The following is a 6,334-nucleotide window of genomic DNA, read 5'->3' as shown; positions in this document are numbered from 1 at the left end:
GCGCGGAGGGATCGGTGACGGCACCTTCGGCGCTACTGGCACGGCCCGTCGCACGGATCGACGGAACACGGCGCGACGTGCTCCGGTGGCCACCCGCCGAGCTCCTCGGGGAAGTTCACCCACGCCAGGCCCGCGTCGAACCGCGCCCGCAGGAACTCCAGTCGATCGGTGCTGCCGGGGTCGTGCCCGGCGAGGAAGTCCGCGACCCGCCGGCGCAGGTCCTCGGCATCCACAGTGGACTCACTCATCAGACGTACCTCTTCAGTTCACGGCGGGCCAGGGAACGCTTGTGCACCTCGTCGGGGCCGTCGGCGAACCGCAGCGTGCGCACCGACGCCCAGAGCGCGGCCAACGGGGTGTCCTGACTGACCCCGGCGGCACCGTGCGTCTGGATCGCCTTGTCCAGGATCCACTCCACGGTGCGCGGAGTGGCGATCTTGATGGCCTGGATCTCGGTGTGCGCACCGCGGTTGCCCTGGGTGTCCATCAGCCACGCCGTCTTGAACACGAGCTGACGCAGCTGTTCCACCCGCACCCGGGCCTCGGCGATCCAGTCCTGGACCACCCCCTGCTCGGCCAACGTCTTGCCGAACGCCTCGCGGGAGACCGCACGCCGGCACATCAGCTCGATGGCCCGCTCGGCCATGCCGATGGCCCGCATGCAGTGGTGGATGCGGCCCGGGCCGAGCCGGGCCTGGGCGATGGCGAAGCCCTCGCCCTCCCCGCTGATCAGGTTCTCGGCCGGCACGCGGACGTTGTCGAACACGACCTCGGCGTGGTCGCTGTAGGTCTCGTCGCCGTACCCGAACACGCTCATGCCGCGCCGCACCTCGACGCCCGGCGTGTCCCGGGGCACGAGAATCATGCTCTGCTGCCGGTGCGGTTCGGCGTCCGGGTCGCTCTTGCCCATGACGATCAGGACCGCGCACCGTGGGTCCATCGCCCCGGAGATGAACCACTTGCGGCCGTCGACCACGTAGTCGTCGCCGTCGCGGGTGATCCGGGTGGCGATGTTGCGGGCGTCCGAGGAGGCGACGTCGGGTTCGGTCATCGCGAACGCCGAGCGGATCTCGTCGTCGAGCAGCGGGTGCAGCCACCGCTGGCGCTGCTTCTCGTCCCCGAACTGGGCCAGCACCTCCATGTTCCCGGTGTCCGGTGCGGCGCAGTTCAGCGCGGCGGGGGCCAGGTGCGGGCTGCGGCCGGTGATCTCGGCCAGCGGGGCGTACTGCACGTTGCTCAGGCCCGCGCCCAGCTCACCCGGCAGAAAGAAGTTCCACAGTCCGCGTTCGCGGGCCTCCGCCTTCAGTTCGGCCAACACCGGCACGGGGTCGCCGGGGTGCGCCGCGGCCCGGGACTGCTGTTCGTACACCGGCTCGGCCGGGTACACGTGCTCGTCCATGAACGCCTGCAACCGGGCGCGGTACTCCTCGGTCGTGGCATCGAACGCGAAATCCATTCACTCCTCCTCGAGTACGGCGTTGCCGCGCGCCACGAGCGCGGGCACGCCCGCGCCGATGGTGTCGAAGCCCTCGCCGACGGTCTGGCCCTGGGTGTAGCGGTAGTAGATCCCTTCGAGGATCACCGCGAGCTTGAAGAAGGCGAACCCGACGTACCAGTTCAGCGCCGAGGTGTCCCGGCCCGAGCGCGCCGTGTAGCGGGCCACCAGCTCGTCGGTGCCGGGGTATCCGGGAGCCGAGGTGACGTCGCTGATCTGGTCCCCGAGCGCGTGCCGCTCGGAGTAGGCGATCATCAGCGCGACGTCGGTGAGCGGGTCACCGAGCGTGGACATCTCCCAGTCGAGCACCGCCCGGAGGGTGTCGTCCGGCCCGACGAGCAGGTTGTCCAGCCGGTAGTCCCCGTGCACGATCGCCGGCTCCGGTGAGGTGGGCAGCCGCCGGGTGAGCCGCTCCCGCAGCGTGTCTATCCCGGGGATGTCCCGACTGCGGGACCCGTCGAGCTGCGTGCCCCACCGGCGCACCTGGCGCTCCAGGAAGCCCTCCGGCTTGCCGAAGTCGGCGAGCCCGACCGCGCGGAAGTCCACCGCGTGCAGATCGGCGAGCGTGTCGATCAGTGATTCGGCGATCCCCCGGGTCCGCTCCGGCCCGAGCGCGGTCAGCTCCTCCGCCCGGCGGAACGGCGTGCCCTCGACGAAATCCATGACGTAGAACTGCGCGCCCAGCACGGAGTCGTCGGTACACAGCAGCACCGTCGGCGGGACGGGGACGTCGGTGGGTCCCAGTGCGCTCATCACCCGGTGTTCCCGGGTCATGTCGTGCGCGGTGGGCAGGACGTGCCCGAGCGGCGGGCGACGCACGACCCACCGGTTCGTCCCGTCCCCGACCACGTAGGTCAGATTGGACCGGCCGCCCTCGACGACCCGTGCGCTCAGCGCACCGGTCACCAGCCCCGGACGCTCCCGGTCGAGGTACTCGCGCAACCGCGCGAGGTCGAGTCCGGGCGGGTTCTCGTCACTCATGTGACCTCCAAAGTCGTCGCCGGGGCGGGGCGGCACCGGCCGCGCGCCGAGCCGGGGTACCGACCGGTCGGCACGCCGCCGGTGCGGCGCCGCCCGCCCCGGTGCGGACGGATCAGGGGACCAGCAGCACGACCGTCTCGGCGACGCAGGCGGGCTTGTCCTCGCCGTCGATCTTGATGGTCCAGCGCACCACGGCCTGCTTGCCGGTCTGCGCGTCGGTGACCTGCGCCAGCTCGGCGTTCGCCCGGACCCGGGAGCCGACCGTGACCGGCTGCGGGAACCGGACCTTGTTGACGCCGTAGTTGACGCCCATGCTCAGGCCCTCCACGCGGTAGATGGCCGCACCGAGCATGGGGATCAGGGACAGCGTGAGGTAGCCGTGCGCGATCGGCGCGCCGAACGGCCCCTGCGCGGCCCGTTCCGGGTCCACGTGGATCCACTGGTGATCGCCCGTCGCGTCGGCGAACAGGTTCACCTGCTCCTGGGTGATGGTGTGCCATTCGCCGGTGCCGAGGTGCTGTCCCACCGCGGCCTCGAACTCCGCGAGGTCGGCGAACACGCGGGTGTCACTCATGCCTTCGGGCCCCCCGCGACGTAGATCACCTGGCCGGACACGAACGAGGCCTCGTCGCTGACCAGGAACGAGACGACGTTGGCGATGTCGGAGGGCTGGCCGACCCGGCGCACCGGGATCTGCTCGGCCGCGGCGTTCTTGAAGTCCTCGAAACCCATTCCGACGCGCTCGGCGGTGGCCGCGGTCATGTCCGTCTCGATGAAGCCGGGGGCGATCGCGTTCGCCGTGACACCGAACTTGCCCAGCTCGACGGCCAGCGTCTTGGTGAAGCCCTGCAGCCCGGCCTTGGCGGTGGAGTAGTTCGCCTGCCCGCGGTTGCCCAGCGCGGAGGTGCTGGACAGGTTGACGACGCGGCCCCACTTCTGCTCGGTCTGGTGCTTCTGCACGGCCCGGCTCATCAGGAACGAGCCGCGCAGGTGCACGCCCATCACCGAGTCCCAGTCGGTCTCGCTCATCTTGAACAGCATGTTGTCGCGGGTGATCCCCGCGTTGTTGACGAGCACGGTCGGCGCGCCCAGTTCCGAGGCCACGGTCCCCACCGCCGCGTCCACCTGCTCGGCGTCGCTGATGTCGAGTCCGACGCCGAGGGCCCGGCCGCCCTCGGCGGTGATCGCCTCGGCACCCGCCTTCGCCCCCGACTCGTCGAGGTCGAACAGGGCGACGGCGAAACCGTCCGAGGCGAGTCGCCTGGCCACGGCCGCTCCGATACCCCGGCCTGCCCCGGTCACGATCGCGACGCGGGAAGGAGAGTCGGTCATGTTCTTCAGTCCTCCTCATCGAGTTGAACACCGCTGCCCGGACACCGTGGCACCCGGCAGTAAGCGTGCGCTTAGCAACCTACCAGGCGATCCGCCGACGCGGGGGCGCCACCGGGGACGGATCGATCCGGGACCCGCGCACGGACGGTGCGGGGAATCGGCGCACGGAGCCGGTTCAGGCCCCGGCCGGGGCGGACTCGCCCACGACCCGGTCGAGCACCGTGCGCAGCACGTGGCGGTCGACGGTCACGGGGTCGGCCGCGAGCCGGTCGCCGATCCGACGGACGAACCGCTCGGGGGTGAGCACGACGGTGCCGTCGGACATCCGGGTGTGCGGGTCCGTGGTGATCTCGCCGGAGCGGCTCGGGTAGAGCACCAGCGCGCCCCGGATCTCGACCTCGGGCAGCAGCTCGCGGAACGCGTCGATGCTCTCGGCCAGCCGCGTGCCACCGCCGCGGAAGATCCTGCCGTTGCGGCACAGCCTGCCGTCGGCGTCGGTGGTGTAGTGGCCGGGCAGCCAGCGCTTCGACTCCACCAGCACGAGTCGTCGCCCGCACAGCACCGCGTGGTCGACGTCGGCGTAGACCGAGCCGGGCAGGGACACCCCGTGGAACAGGCGCACACCCGGCAGCCGGGTGAGGTAGCGCTCGCACAGGTGCGCCGTGAGCCGTTCGGCGACCTCGTCGGGCTCCGTCCCCGGGGCGCCGAACACCGTCCGGTCACCGAACTCCGCACGGAACGTGCGCACCGCGCGCAACGACTCCAGGTGCCGCCGGACGAGCAGCACGCCCGCGGTCGTGGCGGCGAGCAGCAACAGCGCCCACACGGTGAACGCCCACACCGACGACGCGACCGGCAGCAGCAGCGGCAGTGGCGCCAGGACGGCGCCGCCCGCCGCGCCGAGGGCGGGAGCGTGCCCCGGGGATCCCGGGTGCTCGTAGTGCACCCGGGACAGCGTGCCGGCGAGGTGCCACCAGTCGAGCGAATCCACGTCGACGACCGGCGTGGCAGGGACGTACCCGGGATCGTCCCCGAGGGGGCGGGACCGCGTTCCGGCCGGTCGGGGGGCCGTCCGGGACCGCCGTTCCCGCCGTTGCCGGGTGCGGTCCTCACCCGCGCGGACCCGGTCGTAGGCGGCGCGCATCGCCGGGTCGGCGAGCGTCTCGTAGGCCTCGGTCAGTACCTGGAACGTGTCCGCCGTGCCCCCGGCGTCGGGGTGGGCCGACCGCACCCGCGTCCGGTACGCCGACTTGATCTCCGAAGATGTCGCGTCCGGGGCCACACCCAGCAGTTCGTAGTAGTCGACGTCGGCCACCGCTCACCTCCGCTCGTGATCAACACCGTAAGGCGTGCGGCTGTGGCCGGGACTCGACGCCCGGTCGCTTGTTGATCACGCGGCGTGTGCTAGATCGGCCTGGCGGCCCGGTGTGGAGGAGGGACTCGTCCGGCTCTCCCGCGCCGAAGACTCCGATGTCCTCGATGCCCGCGCTCCCGGCGGTCGTGGTCTGTCCGCGAGTTTCCGCTGCGCCTCCCTACGGAGCCGGGACTCGTGCCGCTTACCCTCTCGTGTAGAGCAACGCGGGACGGCAGCACCGGGGCCGCGAGGCGCGGCCGGAGACCCGCCGCCGGCACGTCCGACCGCGCGGGACCAGGGCGGGCGGCGCCGCGCGCACGCTCTAATCTGTCGGGGTGACGGACGGGGCAGCGGGTGACGACGGGCACGGACTGATCGCGGGGCGCTACCGCCTCGACGAACGGATCGGCAGCGGTGCGATGGGGGTGGTGTGGCGGGCCCACGACCTCCGGCTCGACCGTGGCGTCGCCGTCAAACAGCTGCTGTTGCCGCCCGCGCTCGACGCCACCGAGGCGGACACGGCCCGGCAGCGTGCCTTCCGCGAGGGTCGGATCGCCGCCCGGCTCCAGCACCCGAACGCGATCTCGGTGTTCAACGTCGCCGAGCACGACGGTCAGCCGGTGCTGGTGATGGAGTACCTCCCGTCCCGGAGTCTCGCCGCGCTGCTCGACGACCGGGGAACGGTGCCCACGGAGGAGACCGCCCGGATCGGCGCCCAGGTGGCCGCCGCGCTGACCGTGGCGCACGCCGCGGGCGTGGTCCACCGGGACGTCAAGCCGGGCAACATCCTGCTCGGCGAGGACGGCACCGCCAAGATCACGGACTTCGGCATCTCCCGCGCCGCGGGCGACGTCACGCTCACCAGCACCGGCCTGTTCGCGGGGACACCGGCGTTCCTCGCGCCGGAGACCGCGCGGGGTGCCGACCCGGACGCGGCGGCGGACGTGTTCTCCCTCGGCGCGACCCTGTACGCCGCCGTCGAGGGCGGCCCGCCGTACGACGATCCGGGCAACGAGATCGCCATGCTGCACGCCGTCGCCTCGGGCCATGTGGTCCCGCCCCGCCACGCGGGGGCGTTGACCCCGACGCTGCGGGCGATGCTGCGGGTCGAGCCCGGGACACGCCCGCGCATGGCCGACGTGGAGGTGCTGTTGCGCCGGGTGGCCGACGGC

The 6,334-nt window shown here is 72.2% G+C and carries 6 protein-coding genes and 1 pseudogene; 1 reads left to right on the top strand and 6 read right to left on the bottom strand.

The window, feature by feature from the left end; genetic code table 11:
- Positions 1 to 92 precede the first annotated feature (92 nt).
- The 6 genes and pseudogenes from SACHA_RS0106895 to SACHA_RS0106870 all read right to left on the bottom strand — a co-directional run.
- Positions 93 to 248 (bottom strand): annotated as a pseudogene (locus SACHA_RS0106895) (acyl-CoA dehydrogenase family protein); the annotation flags it as partial.
- A complete protein-coding gene (locus SACHA_RS0106890; protein ID WP_019808262.1) occupies positions 248 to 1,456 on the bottom strand; it encodes an acyl-CoA dehydrogenase family protein in 1,209 nt (402 codons plus the stop codon). The gene SACHA_RS0106890 and the pseudogene SACHA_RS0106895, both read right to left, overlap by 1 nt.
- Positions 1,457 to 2,476, bottom strand: a complete 1,020-nt coding sequence (locus SACHA_RS0106885) for a phosphotransferase family protein (RefSeq protein WP_019808260.1) — start codon at positions 2,474 to 2,476, stop codon at positions 1,457 to 1,459.
- 112 nt (positions 2,477 to 2,588) lie between these two features.
- Positions 2,589 to 3,050 (bottom strand): MaoC family dehydratase, encoded by a 462-nt coding sequence (locus SACHA_RS0106880; RefSeq protein WP_019808257.1) that lies wholly within the window; start codon positions 3,048 to 3,050, stop codon positions 2,589 to 2,591.
- Entirely contained in the window at positions 3,047 to 3,808 is a 762-nt protein-coding gene (gene fabG, locus SACHA_RS0106875) for a 3-oxoacyl-ACP reductase FabG (protein WP_019808255.1), read from the bottom strand. Before fabG ends, SACHA_RS0106880 begins: the two co-directional genes overlap by 4 nt.
- A gap of 175 nt (positions 3,809 to 3,983) precedes the next feature.
- On the bottom strand, positions 3,984 to 5,123 hold the full coding sequence (locus SACHA_RS0106870) for a J domain-containing protein (protein ID WP_019808253.1): 1,140 nt from the start codon (positions 5,121 to 5,123) through the stop codon (positions 3,984 to 3,986).
- A gap of 458 nt (positions 5,124 to 5,581) precedes the next feature.
- Here SACHA_RS0106870 and SACHA_RS20705 point away from each other — a divergent pair.
- The coding region (locus SACHA_RS20705; RefSeq protein WP_157601619.1) for a serine/threonine-protein kinase at positions 5,582 to 6,334 on the top strand (753 nt) is incomplete at its 3' end.

Origin of the sequence: Saccharomonospora halophila 8 (assembly GCF_000383775.1) — a bacterium.
GTDB classification, from domain to species: Bacteria; Actinomycetota; Actinomycetes; order Mycobacteriales; family Pseudonocardiaceae; genus Saccharomonospora; species Saccharomonospora halophila.
Note: the sequence above shows the minus strand (reverse complement) of the source record. Positions and strands in the feature narration are given on the sequence as shown.